Annotated in this window: 18 protein-coding genes; 11 read left to right on the top strand and 7 right to left on the bottom strand. The window is 65.8% G+C overall.

Annotation, left to right across the window (positions count from 1 at the left end; translation table 11 throughout):
- Positions 1–5 precede the first annotated feature (5 nt).
- From IT430_09975 to IT430_09925, 11 genes are all read left to right on the top strand, one after another.
- Positions 6–461, top strand: a complete 456-nt coding sequence (locus tag IT430_09975) for a hypothetical protein (GenBank protein ID MCC6908255.1) — start codon at positions 6–8, stop codon at positions 459–461.
- 549 nt (positions 462–1,010) lie between these two features.
- Entirely contained in the window at positions 1,011–2,351 is a 1,341-nt protein-coding gene (locus IT430_09970) for an aminotransferase class V-fold PLP-dependent enzyme (protein MCC6908254.1), read from the top strand.
- A 342-nt stretch (positions 2,352–2,693) separates the two neighbouring features.
- Positions 2,694–5,180 (top strand): DUF4040 domain-containing protein, encoded by a 2,487-nt coding sequence (locus IT430_09965; GenBank protein ID MCC6908253.1) that lies wholly within the window; start codon positions 2,694–2,696, stop codon positions 5,178–5,180.
- Entirely contained in the window at positions 5,177–5,605 is a 429-nt protein-coding gene (locus IT430_09960; GenBank protein ID MCC6908252.1) for an MnhB domain-containing protein, read from the top strand. The genes IT430_09965 and IT430_09960 overlap by 4 nt, the downstream gene beginning before the upstream one ends.
- Positions 5,602–5,985 carry an NADH-quinone oxidoreductase subunit K gene (locus tag IT430_09955; GenBank protein ID MCC6908251.1) on the top strand — a complete coding sequence of 128 codons (384 nt, stop codon included), beginning with the start codon at positions 5,602–5,604 and terminating at the stop codon, positions 5,983–5,985. Before IT430_09960 ends, IT430_09955 begins: the two co-directional genes overlap by 4 nt.
- Positions 5,986–5,989: 4 nt before the next feature.
- A complete protein-coding gene (locus tag IT430_09950; protein MCC6908250.1) occupies positions 5,990–7,603 on the top strand; it encodes a hypothetical protein in 1,614 nt (537 codons plus the stop codon).
- A complete protein-coding gene (locus IT430_09945) occupies positions 7,600–8,076 on the top strand; it encodes a Na+/H+ antiporter subunit E (GenBank protein MCC6908249.1) in 477 nt (158 codons plus the stop codon). The genes IT430_09950 and IT430_09945 overlap by 4 nt, the downstream gene beginning before the upstream one ends.
- Positions 8,073–8,444: a hypothetical protein gene (locus IT430_09940; GenBank protein MCC6908248.1), complete on the top strand. Its 372-nt coding sequence runs from the start codon at positions 8,073–8,075 to the stop codon at positions 8,442–8,444. The genes IT430_09945 and IT430_09940 overlap by 4 nt, the downstream gene beginning before the upstream one ends.
- Entirely contained in the window at positions 8,441–8,899 is a 459-nt protein-coding gene (locus tag IT430_09935; protein ID MCC6908247.1) for a monovalent cation/H(+) antiporter subunit G, read from the top strand. The genes IT430_09940 and IT430_09935 overlap by 4 nt, the downstream gene beginning before the upstream one ends.
- Before the next feature lie 71 nt (positions 8,900–8,970).
- Positions 8,971–9,642 (top strand): NYN domain-containing protein, encoded by a 672-nt coding sequence (locus IT430_09930; GenBank protein MCC6908246.1) that lies wholly within the window; start codon positions 8,971–8,973, stop codon positions 9,640–9,642.
- Positions 9,639–10,070, top strand: a complete 432-nt coding sequence (locus IT430_09925; protein MCC6908245.1) for a hypothetical protein — start codon at positions 9,639–9,641, stop codon at positions 10,068–10,070. Before IT430_09930 ends, IT430_09925 begins: the two co-directional genes overlap by 4 nt.
- Positions 10,071–10,142: 72 nt before the next feature.
- Here the strand turns inward: IT430_09925 and IT430_09920 are convergent, their stop codons facing one another.
- The 7 genes from IT430_09920 to IT430_09890 form a co-directional block, all read right to left on the bottom strand.
- Positions 10,143–10,940: a helix-turn-helix domain-containing protein gene (locus tag IT430_09920; GenBank protein ID MCC6908244.1), complete on the bottom strand. Its 798-nt coding sequence runs from the start codon at positions 10,938–10,940 to the stop codon at positions 10,143–10,145.
- A 217-nt stretch (positions 10,941–11,157) separates the two neighbouring features.
- The gene (locus IT430_09915) at positions 11,158–11,448 is read right to left on the bottom strand and encodes a hypothetical protein (GenBank protein MCC6908243.1); all 291 of its coding nucleotides are present in this window, start codon (positions 11,446–11,448) and stop codon (positions 11,158–11,160) included.
- A 134-nt stretch (positions 11,449–11,582) separates the two neighbouring features.
- Positions 11,583–12,092: a hypothetical protein gene (locus IT430_09910; protein MCC6908242.1), complete on the bottom strand. Its 510-nt coding sequence runs from the start codon at positions 12,090–12,092 to the stop codon at positions 11,583–11,585.
- Positions 12,083–12,709, bottom strand: coding sequence for a hypothetical protein (locus IT430_09905; protein MCC6908241.1), 627 nt, complete (start codon positions 12,707–12,709; stop codon positions 12,083–12,085). The genes IT430_09910 and IT430_09905 overlap by 10 nt, the downstream gene beginning before the upstream one ends.
- Complete coding sequence (locus tag IT430_09900; GenBank protein MCC6908240.1) at positions 12,709–14,964, bottom strand: hypothetical protein; 2,256 nt, start codon at positions 14,962–14,964, stop codon at positions 12,709–12,711. The genes IT430_09905 and IT430_09900 overlap by 1 nt, the downstream gene beginning before the upstream one ends.
- The gene (locus IT430_09895; protein MCC6908239.1) at positions 14,964–16,439 is read right to left on the bottom strand and encodes a hypothetical protein; all 1,476 of its coding nucleotides are present in this window, start codon (positions 16,437–16,439) and stop codon (positions 14,964–14,966) included. Before IT430_09895 ends, IT430_09900 begins: the two co-directional genes overlap by 1 nt.
- On the bottom strand, positions 16,439–17,470 hold the full coding sequence (locus IT430_09890; protein MCC6908238.1) for a phage tail tape measure protein: 1,032 nt from the start codon (positions 17,468–17,470) through the stop codon (positions 16,439–16,441). The genes IT430_09895 and IT430_09890 overlap by 1 nt, the downstream gene beginning before the upstream one ends.
- Positions 17,471–17,506 lie beyond the last annotated feature (36 nt).

The raw sequence follows: 17,506 nt of genomic DNA, 5'->3' as shown, positions 1-17,506 counted from the left end.
CTCGAATGCACACGACGCTTCGAACACGCCTCAAACTGGTCATCCTGACCGTGATGGCTGTCGGCGCCGGCGGCTACGGAGTGCTGCGCGCCCAGTCGCCCGCGGCGGCCGAGTCGGCCTCGGGCGGCGGGCCGGCGATCGAGGCGATCGACCAGGTCCGTCTGCCGCTGACGGACATCAAGGCCGAGCGCGGCCTGTGTTACGTCGCCCGCATTCCCCTGCTCGCGCCCAACGAGCGCGACGACCGGCAGACCGGGCTGCGGCTGTTCGAAGATGGCGTGCCGCTTCCATTGGCGCACGCGCGCTTCGAGGAGATCGGAACGATCGGCCGCGGCCGCTACCTGCACCTGGGCCCGCGCGTGTGGTTCTCGACAACGGACAACAGCGACCCGCGCGAGAACGGGCGGCGAAGTTGCCGGTTGAGGCGGTGGACCCGTGGATGCTGCCGCGCGAGGATGTGAACGACTACCGGCCGGAGGTCATCGAAGTCTCGCCGTGGACGACGGTGTCGTTCACGATCGATCTGGCCGAGGCGTACGGGTTTGAGCGAGATGAGTGAGTCAGAGTGGGCGGTGCGCCTGTAGTCCAGGCTTATGGCACGGGCGCGGAGTTGTTGGATTTGACCCCGGAGGGGTTCAGGAGGGTAGCCACGGGTGGAGCGATGCTTTGCATCGCGGAACCCGTGGATGCGGGCGCTCTTCGATTCGACTCGCCCCGGATGGGGCGATGGAGACGGTCGAAGTCCAGGCGCGCGCTTTCGTTCGTCCTGTGCGTGCAGCGGGCGCACGCCTCCGCCGCCCCTTCGGGGCGGTGAAATCTTTGCGCGCCGCCGACCACGGGTTCCACTCGCCGGGCTGCGCCTCGGCTCGCTCCACCCGTGGCTACACACTGGCGCCCCTCCGGGGCGAAAGCGCCACGCCGCCCTGTATGCATTCTCCGTGAAGCTGGCCGTGCGCGACGGCGATTGGCACCAGCGGGCGCTGCCGCGCTGCGATCTATGATTCTCCGCCATGCGGGCGATCTACCTCGATCACAACGCAACGACGCGGCCGGCCGATGAAGTCGTGCAGGCCATGGCGGAGGCGATGCGCTGCGACTGGGCCAATCCGTCGAGCGTGCATCGCTTCGGCCAGCAGGTGCGGGCAAAAGTGGAGCTGGCCCGCGAGTCGGTTGCGCGGCTGCTCAACGCAACGCCGGGCGAGATCGTGTTTACGAGCAGCGGGACCGAGTCGTGCAACCTGGCGATCTTTGGAGTGGCATACAGACAGGTGAGCAGGAGAGCAGGGGAGCAGGGGAAGAAGACCCCCACCCCGGCCCTCCCCCACAGAGCCGGGGGAGGGAGACTGGATTCCCGCCTGCGCGGGAATGACAAAGGCAGCCCCCACCCCGACCCTCCCCCGCAGAGCCGGGGGAGGGAGCAGGGCCACCTCGCGCGCGATGTCATCATCACCACGCCCGTCGAGCATTCGGCGGTGCGCGAGCCGATGGAGCGGTTGGAGAAGGAAGGCTTCACGGTCGTTCGCCTGCCGGTGTCACGCGAGGGGCTGATCGGGCCGGATGATCTCGCCGCGGCCATGGCGGAACACGCCGGGCGCGTGGCGCTGGTGTCGATCATCTGGGCCAACAACGAGACGGGCGTGATCCAGCCGATGGAGGCGTTGCTCGGTGCGGTGCGCGAGGCGGATGGCAAGACGCTCTTTCACACGGACGCGGTGCAGTGGGTGGGCAAGTTGCCGTGCGATGTGCGGGCCCTGCCGGTCGATCTGCTGAGTTTCGCGGGGCACAAGTTCCACGGGCCCAAGGGCGTCGGCGGGTTGTTTGTTCGCAAGGGCGTGCGACTGCAGGCGCAGATCCTCGGCGGGCCGCACGAGCGTGAGCGGCGCGGCGGGACGGAGGATGTGCCGGGCATCATCGGCCTGGGAGTCGCGGCGGAGCTGGCGCTGCGGCACTTGCAGAGTGATCATCCCGCGGCCGGGCAGACTGCGGCGCGGCGCGACCGGCTCGAGCAGCGACTCCTTAATGAAGTGCCCGGCTGCGCCGTGAACGGTGCGACGGACCCGGCCAGGCGGCTGTGGAACACGACCAACATTGCTTTTGACCGGCTCGAGGCCGAGGCGATCCTGCTCGGCCTGAGCGAGCGCGGCGTGTTCGCCTCGGCGGGCGCGGCGTGCAGCAGCGGCTCGCTCGATCCTTCGCCGATTCTGCTGGCGATGGGGATCGAAGAGCGCTTGGCACACGGCTCGATCCGCTTCAGCCTCGCCCAGGAGACGACGGATGCGGAGATCGAAAGCGCAGTCGAGGTGATCGTCGAGGTGGTCCGCCGGCTGCAGCGCGTGCTGCCGGTGGGGTGAGCCGCGAAGGGCTCCGGCATGCGCCGTCGCGGCGCATGCCGTCATGCCTGCGCAGGCATGACGGTGCCGGCGCACCTTTGGGCAACAGACCCTGACAAGCGCGGCTCGTCTCGGCCTTCGGTCTTCGGGGCAGGGCGCAGGAATTGCGCGTGCCGCGCGAGCGCATCGTCCATTTGAGGTAATTCACCCCGTGCGCTGCGCGATTTCGCGGAGGGGCCTGATTTTTTGACGATGTATTCCCGGACCCGTGCCGGATGCTCCGATTCCATCCGGACGGTTCGTCTGGCATCGGCGCGGCCGAGGCACACGGGGCCGCGCGCTCAAGGAGTGCAAGTCAAGATCATGACCGCATCCACGACGATCTGGCTTCTGTTGTGCGTGCTCGCGCCGACGCTGCTTGGCCTGGCCACGCTGTTTCTGCCCAGGAAGGCGATCACGGTGCGGACGCTGCTGGCGCTGGCCGGCCCGGTGCTGTCGATGGTCATTCTGGGGCAGCACCTGAGCAGCCACGGCGTGGCGGTGGCGGGCGAGCCGGTCGCGACGCCGGTCATCTCGTGGATCCCGCTGCTCAACATGAACCTGTCGTTTCTGGCCGACGGGCTGGGCGCGTTCTTCGGCCTGCTCGTCTCGGGGATCGGCATCCTCATCGTGCTCTACGCGCGCGGCTACTTCGGACCCGATGAAGCATCGCTTTATCGCTTCTACCCCACGCTGGGCTTTTTCACCACGGCGATGATGGGCATCGTCCTCTCCGACTACCTGCTCGTGACAGTGCTGTTCTGGGAACTGACCTCGATCAGTTCGTTCCTGCTCATCGGCTGGGACCGCTACGACAAGCACGCGGTGAAACTCGCCATGCAGGCGTTCTTCACGACCGGCCTGGGCGGGATGTTTCTCATGGGCGGGGTACTCATGTTCGGCTTTGCCACGGACATCGGCCACGGCGGTGGCGGGCTATGGCGCTGGAGCGAGGTGCTGGCGCTGGGCCCGGGCCGCATCAGCCCGAGCGATCCGTTCATCATCGCATCGTTCGCCCTGATGTTGTTCGGAGCCGCGACGAAGAGCGCGCAGTGGCCGTTCCACTATTGGTTGCCCGGCGCGATGGCGGCCCCGACGCCGGTGTCGGCGTACCTGCACTCGGCGACGATGGTCAAGGCCGGCGTGTTTCTGGTGGCGCGGATGTTTCCCGTGTTTGCGGTGCTGCATCTGTGGAGCAACATCCTCGTGCCGCTGGGCGCCTTCACCATGGTGCTCGGCGCCGTGGTGGCGCTGAACCAGCATGACCTCAAGCGCATCTTCGCCTACACGACGGTGAGCCAGCTCGGCCTGCTCATGTGCGTGTACGGCCTTGGCGGCATGGAAGCGGGCGGGCATCCGAACATCGAGTGGGGCATCACGCAGATCGCCAACCACGCGTTCTACAAGGCGCCGCTGTTCATCATCGCCGGCGCGCTGGGGCATTACATCTCGCGCGACATTACGGAACTCAACGGCGCGTTCAGGAAGCAGCCGTGGATGGTGCTCACCATGCTGCTGGGCGGCTACGCGCTCGCGGCCGGGCCGGGCACGGTGAGTTTCCCCGCCAAGGAGTTCTTCCTGCACGCGATCCACGAGTCGGCCGAGTCGATCGGGCCGTGGTGGATGCTGCTCATGGCCATGGCGGCGGTGACGGCGATGTGCAACGTGGCGATCTTCGTGCGCCTGCTCACCACGCTCATGGGCTGGCCCGGCGGGATGAAGCCGGCGGCAAGCCACGGGCATGATGACGGTCACGGTCACGGCCACGGCGAGCACGAGCACGGCCCGTGGGCGCAGATGATCTGGATTCCGGCGCTGGCGCTTGTGTCGCTGCAGTACGTCGGTGGGCTGGCGCCCGGGCTGTGGTCGCAGTGGTTTGCGCCGCTTGAGACGAACATGCACCACTTCGCCGAGGGCGTGCCCAGCGCGCTGCACGCGTTTACGCATCCCGGCGTGCCGCTCTATGTGTCGCTCATCGCGATCATCTGCGGCGTGTCGATCGGCCTGAGCGGCCTGATGCGAGGCGCCATCGTCGATATCCACGACCGCATCTACCCGGCGATGTACTGGCTGTCAGTCACCGGCGGCGGACGGGCGTTCCGGCTTGTTCAGACCGGGCGATTCCGCAATTACCTGGTCTTCGTGCTTCTGGCGTTCCTTGCGGCGTACGTCGCGTCGATGGTGCTCGATCCGACGATGCTTGACTGGCCGCAGGTCGAATCGCCGTTTGAGTTCTTCCCCGGCATGCTGCTGGGAGCGATCATCTGCACGACGGCGATTCTCATGCCCATCGTGCAGTCGCGCGTGGTGCGGGTGATCATTCTCGGCTCGTGCGGCTTCAGCGTGGTGGGCATGTACCTGCTCTACCAGGCGCCCGACCTGGCGCTGACGCAACTCATGTTCGAGATCATTTCGGTCATCCTCTTCGTGCTCGTGCTGCGCATGCTGCCCGACAAGGGCGAGACGGACCGCGCCAGCGGGCGCTGGTGGCGCTTCTCGCTGGGCACGCTGACGGGCGTGGCGATCGGCTGGCTCACGCTGGTCTCGGCGCAGAGCGGGGCCGAGCCGCGGCTGGGCGCGTTCTTTGCACAGCACAGTTACAGCGGCACGGAAATGACCGACGGGCGGGGCGGGGGCGGGAAGAACATCGTCAACGTCACCCTCGTTGACTTCCGCGGCTTTGACACGCTCGGCGAGATCACCGTGCTGTCCATCGCGGCCCTGGGCGTGTTCTCGCTGTTCCCGCGCCGCAAGCCGCTGCCGACGGAACTCGAGTTTGACGACCAGATGGCCAGGGGAGTGGCGCTATGACGATTTCCTCACCGGTGCTGCGCAATTCGATGCGGCTGATCCTGCCGCTCATGTTGCTCTACGCGCTGTACGCGATGCTCAAGGGGCACAACGAGCCGGGCGGCGGATTCATCGGCGGCATGATCATGGCCACGGCCATCTGCACCTATCGCATGTCGCACGGTTTCGCGGCGCAGCTGCGCCTCATGCCCGTGCACCCGCGCGTGTTCATCTTCCTGGGCCTGGGCCTGGCGCTGGGAACGAGCACCGTGCCGCTGCTGCTGGGCGAGCCGTTTCTGCGCTCGGCCGTCGGCGTGTTCCACCTGCCCTTCAGCGGCCACGCGTTTCACTACGCCTCGGCGATGGCCTTTGACCTTGGCGTGATGCTCGTGGTCGTGGGCGTGGGGGTCGGGATGATCAGCCAACTGAGCGAGGAACTGGAATGACCGTCATCCTCTCCATCTGCGTCGCGGTCGTGTTCGCCGTGAGCCTGTATCTCATGACCGGCCGCGAACTCAAGAGCATCGCCATGGGCGTGTTTCTGCTGGGACACGCGGCGAACCTGAGCATCATCGCCATGAGCCGCACCCCGGTGCGGCACGAGCCCCAACTGCTCAAGGGCGCGCCGATCCTCACAGAGGGCTTCGATCCGGCTCATCCCATGAGCAGCATCGTCGATCCCCTGCCGCAGGCGCTTATTCTGACCGCGATCGTCATCGGCTTTGCCGTCATGGCCTTTCTCCTTTCGCTGCTCGTGCTCACGTCGCGCAAGACGGGCACGCTGAGCATCGAAGAACTCGGCGTCGTGGCGACGCAGGACGACTGAATTCATGGAACTCGAGAACTTCATCATCCTCTTCATCGTGATTCCGATGGGCACGGGCGTCATCGGGGTGCTGCTCAAGCAGCGAGTGCAGCTCGCGCGCGTGCTGGGCGTGCTGAGTTTTCTGGCGACTTCGGCGCTGGCGATCGGCCTGCTCGTGCACCTGCGCTCGGATCCGACGGGGATCCTCGTGTCGCAGATGGGCGCCTGGCCGGCGCCGTTTGGCATCTCGGTCGTCTTCGACAGTTTGTCGGGCCTGCTGCTGGCGGCGTCGTCGGTCGTGGCGCTGGCCTGCTACGTGCACTCGTTTTCCACGGTCGATCCCGTCGCCGAGAAGCGCTACTTCCACCCCATGGTGCAGCTGCTCATGTTCGGGGTGAATCTCGCATTTCTCACGGGCGATCTGTTCAACCTGTTCGTCTCGTTCGAGATCATGCTCATGGCGTCGTACTGCCTGCTGACCTTCGGCGGCACGCGGCTGCAGATGACCCAGGCGTACAAGTATGTCCTGCTCAACCTTGTCGGCTCCACGCTGTTCGTGATCGGCGCCGGGCTCGTCTACGGCATGACGGGCACGCTGAACTATGCCGACCTGGCGCGCTTCGTCGCCGAGCGGCAGGCGCGCGGCGAGGCGCTGCCGCCGGGCTTTGCGGCGCTGTCCATCTCGCTGCTGCTGGTCTTCGGGCTCAAGGGCGCCATCTTCCCGCTGTGGTTCTGGCTGCCCGACACGTACTACACCTGCAACGTCTCGATCGCGGGCCTGTTTGCCGGCATGCTGACCAAGGTCGGCATCTACGCCATCGCCCGCACCTTCCCGATGATCTTCGCGCACGGCAACTCGGACGCCGCCAAAGTCGTCATGCCGCTGCTGGCGATTTCAGCGGCGTTTACGATGTTTCTGGGCGTGCTGGGCGCGGTATCGCACCACAACATCCGCCGCATCCTCGCGGTGCACGTCATCAGCCAGGTGGGCTACATGGTCTTCGGCCTGGCGCTGATGACCAGAGTCGCTCTGGCCGGCTGCCTGTTCTACATGATCCAGCACATGGTGGTCAAGAGCTGCCTGTTTCTGTGCTGCGGCATCGTCGAGCGCCACACGGGCACGGATGATCTCGACAAGTCCGGCGGGCTGCTCAAGCGCGATACGTACCTCGGCGTGGTGTTCTTCATCGCCGCGATGAGCCTCGTCGGTCTACCGCCGCTGAGCGGCTTTTTCGGCAAACTCGTGATCATCCGCGAAGGCTGGCGCGAGAGCATGTGGTGGCTGTCGATCTTCGGCTTGCTCACGGGCGCGCTCACGCTGCTGTCGATGCTCAAGATCTGGAGTTACTGCTTCTCGTCGCCCTCGGGCGAGTCGATCGAGCGCACGCCGGCGAACATGCCCAACACGAGCTCGCTGCGGCCGGCATACGTCGGGGCAACACTGCTGGTGTGCGTGGCGCTGTTCCTGGGCTTCGGCGCGCAGCCGGTGTATGAGATCGCCTATCGCGCCGGCGAGCAACTGGCCGCGCCTGAGGCGTATATTCAGGCTGTGCTCGGCCCCGAAGTGATTGCGGATCTGGCGCGGGCCCGCGCCGAGTCGGCGGCGCTGGCCGCAGCGGCCGTGGAGGTGACGCCATGATCTGGGGGTTTCTGCTCAACCTGTTCCTGACGGTCGTCTACGTCATGTTGACGGCCAACTCGTCCACGCCGAACGTCATCGTCGGCTTTGCGATCGGCTTCTTCGTGATCTCGGTCTCCGGGCTGACCAGGAAGGGGCCGACCTATCCCGGGAAGGTCTGGCGGCTGGCGCGCTTTGGCGCGTATTTCCTCAAGATCCTCGTGCAGGCCAACCTGAAGATCGCGTGGGAGTGCATCACGCCCGGGCTTTCGCAGACGCCGCGCATCCTCCGACACGACGTGTCGGACCTGAACGACACGCAACTGACGATCCTGGCCAACAGCATCACGCTCACACCCGGCACGCTGGTCATCGACGTCTCGGACGACCACAAGTGGCTCTACGTCCACTGCATGTATGCTCTCGACCGGTCGAGCGCGATCGCCGAACTGCGCGATCTCCACAACCGGCTCAAGCAGGAGGTGTTCACTTGAACCACTTGCGCTCCATGATCCTGACCCTGGCCGAAGGGCCGGCGGGGCACGAGTTCGTCTCGGCAAGCCACGCGGCCAGCCCGCTGCAGCCGGTGCTGTTCTTCGTCCTCGAACTCGGAGCCGTGCTCGCCATCGCGGGCATGATGCTGTGTCTCTATCGCATGGTGTCCGGGCCGCACCTGGCCGACCGCGTCCTCTCGGGCGACACGCTCGCCTTTCAGGTGGTCGGGCTGGTCATTCTGCTCACGGTGCGGCTCGAATCGACCGTGTATCTCGATGCGGCGCTGGTCGTGGCCATCATCGGCTTCGCCAGCACGCTTGCGTTCGCGCAGTACATCGGCAACCTCAAGAGGCGGACGGAATCATGATCTGGCAAACGATCGGCGATGCGCTGAGCATCTTCTGCGCGCTGGCGGGCATCTTCTTCATGTTCGTCGGCGCCATCGGCGTGGTGCGCCTGCCCGACGCCTACAACCGCCTGCACGCGACGAGCAAGTGTTCGACGCTGGGCATCATGGGCCTGGCGCTGGCGGCGGTGTTTCACGTGGGCACGCTGGCGGTGACGACCAAGGCGCTGATGACGATCGTCTTCGCCTTCGTCGCGGCGCCGGTCGGCTCGCACATGCTCGCCAAGGCGGCGCACATTGACGGCATGAAACCGTGGGACCGGCAACTCTCCGATGAACTTCAGCAGGACAAGGACCGCCAGTCGGGAAAGTCGCTCAGTAATGCGCCGCGCGATCTGCGCCTCGGGCCGCAGAACAAGAAGTCCGGCGGCCCGTCAGGCGCCGACCTCACGCCGCGCATATCCGCGGCGGTGTGAGGCGGAGGGGGTGCGGGCATCGAGGCATCTAGCGCTGCGCAGCGGAGCGCTGCCGCGCCCTACCATCGCCCATGGCGCTGCTCGTTGACACCTACAACGTCCTGCACACGACCGGCGTGCTGCCGCCCGATCTGGCCGGGCTGGGCGTGCTCGAGTTGCGCGATCTCATCCTGACCAGCCGCTTCCGCCACATGCCCGTGGTGCTCGTGTGCGACGGGCTCGGCCCGGGCGTGCGCGGCCCCGACGAGGCGAGCACGGCCGTCGATCACGGCATCACGATTTACTATGCGGGCAATCACCGCGATGCGGACTCGCACATCGAGCGCGCCGTGCGCGCCTGCACCGATCCACACCGGCTCAACGTGGTGTCATCGGACCGGCGCATCGTGCGCGCGGCGCGCCGGCGGCGCTGCCGCGTGATGGGTTCGGAAGTTTTTCTTGAAACGCTCGAGTCCGACTGGCGCCGCGCGGGACGCAAGGCCGCGCCGCCGACGCAGGCGTACAGCATCCCGCTCGACCCCGGCAGCATCGAGTGGTGGAGGCAGTACTTCGGCCTCGATCCGCGCATGGCCGAGCAGGAGCCGCGCGTCACGCACGCGCCAAAGGCGCTGCGGCGCGAGCGCGATCATCGTGGCAACACGCAAGCGGCTGAAACGCGATCACGCGAGCGAGCGCCGTTTGACGCGTTGGAAGACGGCGCTGAGATCGACATCGACTCGCTCAACACCGGTGACTTCCTGTGAAACTGCACTGCCGCAAGTGCCGCTACGACCTGACGGGCCTGAGCGAGAACCGCTGCCCGGAGTGCGGCGAACCGTTCGACCCGGCGGCGCTGGCGAAAGAGCAGTCCATCCGCCGGCCGCGCTGGTGGGCAGTGCTGATCGCGGTGCTCATCTGCGCCTACGCGCCGTTCGCCTTCTGGATTCCGTTCCAGCATCAGCAGGTGTGGCTTTGGCTCTGGCCGATCATGCCGGGCTTCTACTTCGGCTTCCTGCTCCATCCCCGCGAGCCGCTGGAGTTCATCGTCATGGGCGCGGCGACGCTGATCATCCTCGGCGGCGCCACCTACCTCGCCTCGCGCCGCTGGTGGGCGCTGGCCGTGGTGCTCGTACTGCTTACGCTGTGGACCGCGCTCATGTCATGGGGCGGGTATGGCGTGTCGAAGATGTAAAAGTAGCGACCAGGGACTGAGTCCGGAGTCGGTTGGCACCGGCTCGCGCTGGCCGCTGCTGGATCGTATGGCTCAGCGCCCCACCGGGCGCATCACGTATACCGCCGCGTACAGGCCCGCGACCTCTTCGCGATCGACGAGGCGCGGCTCGTACTTGCCGTTGAGCGGCTGGAGGCGAATGAGCCGCTCGTCATCACCTTCGAAGAACACGCGCTTGAACGTCGTCTCGGCGTCGCGCTCGAGGCGGACGAAGCAGTCGCTGCCGCTGGGCGTGGCTGCGGCGGGGGAGAAGACGATCACATCGCCTTCGCGGTACTGCGGCTCCATCGAGTCGCCCACCACGCGCGCCGCGAACGCGTCGGCGTCGCCCAGGTCCGGGCAGGGCAGGTAGTCATCGGCGATGGCCGCGGGGTAGTCCAGGTCGGTAAAGTCGCGCGGCACGCCGGCGGCGACGTCGTTGATCACCGGCACGCGCATGCGCAACGGCTCGGGGCCGTCGAGATTGGCGGTGTGGTCCTCGATGAACCGCCGCAACATGCCGGTTTCGAGCAGGGCATCGAGGTTCGGTCCATTCTGGATGAGGCAGCGGGCCACGGCGGCGGCGCGCTGTTCGCGCTGGCGCATCGCTTCGAGTTCGCGCTGAATGGGGCGCGGCGTAGCCTCCCATGACGCGGCATCGACCAGTTGCCCCGGATCGAGGTTCAGGGCCTGCTCGAGCGCCGCCAGCAGCGGCTCGCCGGGGGTGGAGCGGGCGCCAGTCTCGATCATCGACAGGTACGCCCGGCCGCATCCGACACGATCGGCGACCTGCTGGAGCGTGAGCCCCAGAGACCGCCGGCGCTGCCTGATCATGCATCCGATTCCGGGCATGTGTCGCTCCGCTCAAACTCACCATTCACGGCCGGGCGAGCACGTTGCGGACGTAAGACTCTGGATCCGAACCGGTTACGGATTCTGTTGGAGTCTCTTCCGCTCTGGCCGTGATGGTTCCCGCTTCAGATTCGCGCACAGGGGCGCGCGTTGTTCACGACTTCGTAAACTCTCCTCTTGACACCGTATAAAAGCCTAACATACTACTGCCGTCATGTCAAGCGAATTCCTCCAGAACGTGGCGGCGGCGGATCCGAATTCTCAAAATAACCCCGGGCGCGGCGTGCTGATCGACCAGCGGCCCGAGCAGCGAAGCGATGACGACTGGGTTCTGCATCGCGCGCTGTTCCTCACTCCGGCCGATCGAGCGGTCGTTCAGGCGTAGCGGGACGATCAAAGTGGCGTTTTGGGAACCAAAGTGGCAACACCACAGGGCGCAGCACATCGCCCGGGTGCCTTGCCCGGGCTTTTCTCGTAGCGGCGCGACCGAAACCGCCAGATGCGACACGAAACCGCCAGACCATCTAGCGCAGCACATCGCCCGGGTGCCTTGCCCGGGCTTTTTCGTGGGCTGATGAGCCAGCCCTCAACGGGTTGTCGACGGGCGTTTGAAGGGCCGCTGAACGGCCATTCGAACACCCGTCAAAGGGCGGCCGGCCATCGTCCAAACGGACACGCCGCCTCGGTCTCCTCCCACTCCCACGGCTCGCCCAGGGCGAGCGATCGCACCGTCGCCACCGCCATGCGCCACCAGGTGCGCGGCGTGGTGAGCATCCTCCACTTCACATTCAGGCAGCATGCGCAGCCGGCGTCGTGCGTCGATCGCATCGCCGGCACCAGGCCGCACGTCACTTCCTCCAGGAGCGGGGCGATCCACCGCCGCCACTGGCGCACCGGCCACGGCGCGCCACACCAGTACAGCCCGGACCAGCGGGTGAGAAGCATGCACTGCGCGCACTCCAGCGGCCGCTCGCTCATCACCCGGCAGATCCGCGACCACTGCGCCACGTCATGGCGCCGGCCCTCGATGCTCACCTGGAGCAGACGGCCCGCGTGAGCATCGACGGGTGCGCATCGCCGGCACGCTCGGCCGCTGGCCTTGCGTGGCCGCTTGAGCAGCGCCTCGATCATCTCCTGCCGCGTCACAGGCATACACAGCCCTCCAGCGAGTCCCACTCGCACGCATCGAGCTGCGCATCGCCGATGGTCAGTTCGTAGGCCGCGCTGAGCACGTCCAGCGGGAATCCCAGGCAGTCTTCGCAGTCGACGATCTCGCTGCCGGGCGCGGAGAAGTCGACGCCGCTGCAGGTGTGCTCGCCGGAAACCGAGCCGGTGATGCAGTTGTGCGGTGCGAGGCAATCGACATCCGAGTCGGGGTGATGCGGGAAGTCCATCGTCCACCAGCCCGAGAATCGATCGAGGCGGATCGTGAGCGGCTCATTCGTGAACGTCTGTACGTCTTCAGAGAGCGAACTGGTCCAGCTGCCGTTGACGTTGATGGTGACTTCGCAGTCGCCGTCCATGCGCTTGGTGATCTCGTACGGCCCGCCCGCCATCGTGAATGACGCGTTGGCCGTCTCGCCCGAAAGCGGGCCGTCATTGCTCTCGACGTTCCAGCTGGCCGACCACGCCGTCACGTGCGGTTTCGTAATCGACTTGAGGCCGAGGCAGCAGCGCTCGGTGAAGCCGGCCGACTCGCCGGCGTAGCAGCATGCCGTGCAGACATCGCCGCACCTGCAGCACCGTTCTCGTCGCAGCAGCAGGGGCATTACTCTTCAAACACTCCATTGGCCCAGGTGAAGAGATACTCGATGGCCACGGTGCCATCGCTCTTGCGCACGACCTCGGGCCACATCTGCACGATCATGCCGATGGGCACGGGCCGCAGGTCAAGGGCGCAGGCGCCGCTGTTGGCCGTGTCGTTCAACTCGTCATTCGTCACGCCGATTCCGAGGTAGTTGGCGCCGGTGGCGTCGTTGATGAGTTCGAAGCGGTTCATCGCGTTGCCGCTGATGCCGCCGCTAACCGTCGTCCACTTCGATGATCCGAAGCCGGTGTCGCTCTTGTAGACCTCCTCAAAGCCGTAGGTCCACACGTTGGTGCCAGGCGTCTGCGAGGTGATCTTGGCGCTGAACGGCAGCAAGGGCGTGCGCGTGGCCGGAGGCGCCGGCGCCTGCGCGTGCGTGACACCATCGCGTGCGCCCGATGACGGGCCGGAGAGTTTCGATCCGGCCGGGCCAGACGCGGCTCGGCTCACCCCCATCAGATTACCGCGGGCTGCCGCCGCGCCAACGCCCGGGCCGCGCGATGCTCGCGAAGCAATCACACGCTGAAGGTACTCACTGGTGATCTGATCGTGCATGCCCAAGTGCACAACGGTGCGCAGCACGCCGCCGCTGGCCACCCACGCCACGCGCGTCACCGAGCCGTCGGGATCGACGTCGTGCATGCCCCGGTACTCTTTGATCTGGATCTTGGCGCTCTGCTGCTTGAGCAGCGCCGTGGCGTACTGCAGGGCGATCGCCTTGATCTCATCGAGGTTAACTTCGGTGACCGGGCCGGGCGTGCCAGGCGTCTCACGATACTGCACCTGCAGATCTGTGAACTTGTACACCGGCACCCCCTCAGCCAGCGCATCATCGATCACTGAGGGAGTGTCATCTCCAACCACAGCGCCGCCGCCAGTGAAGTAGAACACACTCATGAAGTAATCGGTGTAGTCGCCAGCGCTGGGATGATGGCCGAAGGTGAAGTCGAGTTCATCATCGCCGAGCTGCACCGCGGCGGCGTTCAAGGTTGCGGTGCGGCCGCTCACGCGCACGAGCGGGCGCGGAGTGGTGATGACGCCATTGCGCAGGTCGAACTGGGCGCCGCTCTCTACGGCGTCATTGGCCGGGTTCGCCCACATCTTCAAGTTGTCCTCGCGGGCGGCGCGGCTCTTGAGGATGAACTTGGCCGGGTCATCGCCCGCGGCGTCGATGAGGCGCGAGACGAACGTCCAGCCCTCGGCGATGTCATCCGCGTGCAGCCGGAACATGCGGTAGATCGACGCCTCAGCCAGGCCGCGATGCTCCTCGGCGACGGCGGCGTACTCGTTGCGGAACACTTCGATCGCCGTCTTGCCGCTGGGCCACCATGAAAGGGTCGTGAGAGGCGCAATCGATCCATCCACGTCGAGGCCGACGAACTCCATCGGCAACTCGCCCATGCCGCTAACCAGCGTGCGGTTGCGTTCGATGAGATGGCGCGTCGGTGCGCTGGTGATGATGCACTTGCCCGGCGTGTTGGGCTTGATGGCGATCTCGGCCGATGGCATCGGCGGCACACCAACGTCGGGCGCCGTGGGCGACGTGGGCGGATCGACCAGCTTAACGATCGAATAGGTGCCATCCTGATTGAACGCGAAGGCGTGCCTCGTCCATTCAAGCAAACGCTGCAATTCCACGGGCGCATCAGCACCGGCCCAGAGGATCTCCATCGGAGGGTCGAACACATCGAGCGACTCGATGAGCGATCCTGGCAGGGAGCCCTCGCGATAGGTCAGCACGCCAATGGCGTCGATGCACTTGGCCACCAGGGCGCTGCACGTGGTGATCGGTGTGACGATCTGACCTGTGGGATCGACCGGATTGAGCAGACCGTCGAACAGGCAGCCACCCCGACCGCCATTGAGTTTCGAGCGTGAATCTTCGAGGTACAGATCCCACACGCGCGGCAGCGCGTTGCCCGATCTCGTCGTCGAGCCCCATTCGGCCTCGCGCACATCGACAATCTCCCAACCGACGATGTCGACATACTCCGTGTTGCTGAGGCCGATGCGCAAGGTGATCGCGTTGATGGTGCTCAGGTCAGCGGGCAGCAGGTCGCGCTGAGGCTGATTGATCTTCACGACGACCTGCTCGGGCCAGATGCCCAGGCCGCGCGCGACAGCACCCTTGACCATGCCACGCACCGTGACGTTCTGCGGCGGATCGTCGCCGTAGGTTACGAGCAGATGATGAATGAGGTACGGGCTTTGTGGCATCAGAAGAAGTCGGGTAAGGGGCCTCGGGGAACGGGAATGGGCGTGCCAACAGGGACGAAGAACGTCTGCCGCCACGTCGTCTGGCAGTGATGCGCATCGACGCGCGCCAGTTCGTACTCGGTGTCTCCGTCCTGCCAGTCGGCGTAGAAGATGCCGCCTTCGAGGATGGGTGGCAGGGGCGGCTTGACGTAGCGATCAGTGCCGTCGGCATTGCGCAAGGCCACCGCGCGGCCGACGATCTCGACGACGATCGGCTGGGTCAGGTCGAAGAAGAAATACGGCTCTTGATCGGGCGAGAGATCCGCCACGCGGCGCTTGCGGCCGCCGCGCCGGCTCACGCTCTCCTCCCAGGAAATGATGCCCGTGCCGTCGGACGCGGCAAGGGCGGTGAACTGGAACGTGATGCGCTGATCGCCGTAGAGGTCATAGGTGAGCGTCTGGCTCACAATGCGGCCAAGGGCCGCGAGCGTCTCGCGCACCTGGTCGATCTGCTGCTGCGCGGTGGCGCCGATGAAGTACCCGCTGCGCACGTAGCGCAGCCGGTTGTGCTCATCCGTCTCCACCTGGTTGGACTGGCTGCCCTCTTCGATGCCCGGGAGTGTGCTCCACTCAGCAGGTACATCGGTGACGGTGTAGGTGCCGGTGAGATCATCATCGGCATTGGCAATCTGGACAGTCCGGCTCGTCTTCTCACCCTGCGCTGGAAGGTTCGCTTCGATGAACGCGCGGGCACTGTTGGCCGGCGCCATCGTGACACTGCCGCTCCAGACTTCTTGCGTCAGGTCGCCGTCGATCTTGACCGTGGCGTGCGTGTAGATGTGATTGCGCACGGTCGCCGAGACGTTGCGGCGATCGCTGCGCGCATCGGTGAGCGTGTAGGTTGCCTCCGTGTCGGTGTCGTCAGCGCTGATCTCCAGCGTGCGCAGGTACCCGGCCGGTTGGGCGGGCACGTTGGCGCTGATCCAGTCGGCGGCGCTGTCGCCCGCGGCCGTGGTCACCTGGCCGGTGCGGACGGTCTCGGCCGTTCCATCCTCATCTTCCCTGATGCGCTCGGTGTAGTGATGGGCGATAAGGCCTTCACCATCGACGCTCACAGGAACCGAGGCCTCGACGTTCAGCGTGAACGATTCGATCAGGCCGTGCTGCTCGCGCCCGTCCGCCTGGATCGTCGCCACCGGGCCATGATGGCAGTCGGCGGTGAGCAATTCATACGTGATCTGATCTTCACGGTACAGCCTGAAGTTCTGGGCAGAGGCGATGCACTCGCTGCGGAGCGTGTCAAGCTGCGTTTTGAGGTCTGCTTTGCTCGCGCCCTCGATCTCACTGCGGATCGAGAAGGTGTAGACACGGAAGGCGTCGTGGTTGGCGCCGCGCCGCTCCAGGCGCGAAGTCATGGTGGAGCCGAGGACGCGGTGGGTGGCGCTGCCAAAGGTGAACTTGTTCACCGTGCGAAGTTGGGTCTGCGTCGGGGCCATTACTCAAGCGCCCGAATCTGCCGCTGCTGGGCGCTGAGGATGCGTCGGACCGACTCGACCGGATCACCGTCCAGATCGACGCGGTCGAGCAGGTTGTTGATCCCGCTGAGAATCGGCCCGCCGATGAGCTTGTGACCGAGGTCCGCCTTTTGGAGCAGTGTGAGGATTTGGAGCACAGGCTGCAGGATCTTGAGCAGTGTTGACATCGCCTCGCCGAGTTCCTTGACCGCCGGCACCAGCGTGTCCTTGATCGCCCTCGCCAGACCGTCGGAGGTAAGCTGCGCATCGGTGAGGTTGCCGGCGAATCCCTCGATAAATGCGGTGGCCATTGCCTCCTTCACGCCGTCGATCGAGAACTTGAGATCGCCGAGGGCGCCGGCAAACCGGTCGCTTTGCTTCGCGGCGCTCTCAGTGAGCACGTAACCCATGTTCTCAGCCTTCTTGCGGAAGTCGTCGATCGCCTCAGACCCCTTCCCCAAGATCGAGAGCAGCTGCACACCCTTGTCGCCGAAGAGTTGCTGCGCGATGGCCATCGCGCGGGTTTTGTCCTCCATGTTCGCCAGACCGTCGGACACGTCGCGCAGAATCTCGTCGATGCCGCGGAGGTTGCCCTGCGTGTCCTTGACCTGCACGCCGAGGTCGGCGAAGCGCTTCTTGGCATCCTCGCTCGTGCGTGTCTCCTCGATGCGCTTGGCCAGTTCGGAGAAGGTCTTTTCGATGTCCTGGACGGTGAGGCCGAAGTCTTCGTAGGCGACGCGCAGGCCAGTGAGCGTGCGGATGCTCGCGCCGGTGCGATCGGCCATCCGCGCGAACTCCTGATTGGCGAACGCGGTTTCCTTCACGACCTCGGCCGCACCGACGGCCACGCGCTTGAAGATGCTGATCGTGCCCAGCAGCGGATTGTTGACCAGGTTGACGATGTCCTGGCCGAAGATCCCAGCCGCGGTGCGCGAGTCGAGCATGCCAGCAACAAAGTTGCTGTTGTCCAGGCCCATCGTGGCGCGAATTGATCCAAGGTCGAAGCCGGGCATGTTGGTTCACTCAGGCATCAAGGCATCGAGGCGCGA

It is taken from the genome of Phycisphaerales bacterium (genome assembly GCA_020852515.1).
Classification (GTDB): domain Bacteria; phylum Planctomycetota; class Phycisphaerae; order Phycisphaerales; family UBA5793; genus UBA5793.
The sequence above is the reverse complement of the archived record's forward strand: the minus strand, read 5'-3'. Positions and strand labels throughout refer to the sequence as shown.